At 32.4% G+C, this 1,415-nt stretch carries 2 protein-coding genes; both read left to right on the forward strand.

Annotated features, from left to right (window positions below; translation table 11 throughout):
- Window positions 1-50 precede the first annotated feature (50 nt).
- The gene (locus tag ABD766_RS14920; protein WP_344817433.1) at window positions 51-461 is read left to right on the forward strand and encodes a helix-turn-helix domain-containing protein; all 411 of its coding nucleotides are present in this window, start codon (window positions 51-53) and stop codon (window positions 459-461) included.
- Window positions 458-1,285: an IS3 family transposase gene (locus ABD766_RS14925; protein WP_344817434.1), complete on the forward strand. Its 828-nt coding sequence runs from the start codon at window positions 458-460 to the stop codon at window positions 1,283-1,285. Before ABD766_RS14920 ends, ABD766_RS14925 begins: the two co-directional genes overlap by 4 nt.
- The last annotated feature ends 130 nt before the right edge of the window (window positions 1,286-1,415 follow it).

A 1,415-nucleotide genomic window follows, 5' to 3' on the forward strand; every position in this document is an offset into this window, starting at 1 on the left:
ACCTCTCGTCCTAAAATAGGTTGACTAAAAATTAAAACTTTTAGTATCCTATGGAAACACCAAAAAAACAACCCTGTCGAAAAAATGAGTATCAAAAAGTAAGCTTTGATCTCAAACTGTCCATTATTGATGAAATTAATAACGGACAAATTTCAGCCAATTATGCCTGCAAAAAATATGGCATTTCTCGTGGAACTCTTGCTTATTGGATTAAGAAATTGTCTAACTTTGAATCAAAATCTAAAGCCATGAGCAAAAACGACGAATTAAAAAAACTACGCCAACGCATTGAAGAACTGGAGTTTGTAAAAGACTTTCAACAAGACATTATTGCAGATTTTGAAAACATTACAGGTGAGCATCTTTCAAAAAAGTATTTGCCCGAGGCATTAGCAAAAGAGATAGAGAAAAAGCGACTAAACCTTTCAAAAGAAAGTGGCTCTATCAATGCTTCGGAATAAGCAAACAGGCTTATTACCAAAGAATTAAATATGATTTTATCAAAGAACAACAACACAAAATTGTTCTCGATTTAGTGCGCAAAATCAGAATCAAAATGCCTAAAACAGGCACAAGAAAACTTATGGAACACATTGAAAATGATTTGATAAAAAACAATATCAAAATGGGAAGAGATGCTTTATTTGACTTACTTAGAAGTTATGGCTTATTAGTTAAGAAAACCAAACGCTTTCACATTACAACCGATTCTAAGCACTTCTTTTTCAAATCTCCTAACCTACTCAAAGATTTGACTTTGAGTCACGCAGAACAAGTCTTTGTAAGCGACATCACCTATATCAAAGTCGATGGTGGTCACTCCTATTTAGCTCTTGTAACAGATGCCTATTCAAAGAAAATAATGGGTTGGAAATTAGATGATAACATGAAAGTTTCATTAGTCAAAGAAGCCTTAGCAATGGCTTACAAAAACTGCATTCACAAACATAAAAACATCATTCATCATTCCGATAGAGGAATACAATATTGCTGCCCAGATTTCTCTGAATTTGCTCAAAATAAAGGTTTTATATTAAGCACAACTCAACAATATGATCCATACGAAAATGCTGTTGCAGAAAGAATTAATGGAATTTTAAAATATGAATTCGGATTAAAAAACACAATTAAAAACATCAAAATCGCTAATAAAATGATTGCTGAAGCTGTAAAAATTTACAACAACGAACGCTTGCACTGGAGTTTAGAGCTAAAAACTCCACAAGAAGTACATCGTAAGTACAACCAACAACCTTATAAATCCTACGCAAGAAAGGTTGCGTAAGGAATGTTGGTAACTTTTTTAAAACCCGAAGGGAATTTTTTAAAAAAAGTTATCAATCTTCCGATTACAAATCCGTATTTTTGAATTAATTAATAACCTAAAAATGGTCAACGTATTTTAGGACATGACA

The sequence above is a fragment of the Flavobacterium cheonanense genome, assembly GCF_039539185.1.
Taxonomy (GTDB): domain Bacteria; phylum Bacteroidota; class Bacteroidia; order Flavobacteriales; family Flavobacteriaceae; genus Flavobacterium; species Flavobacterium cheonanense.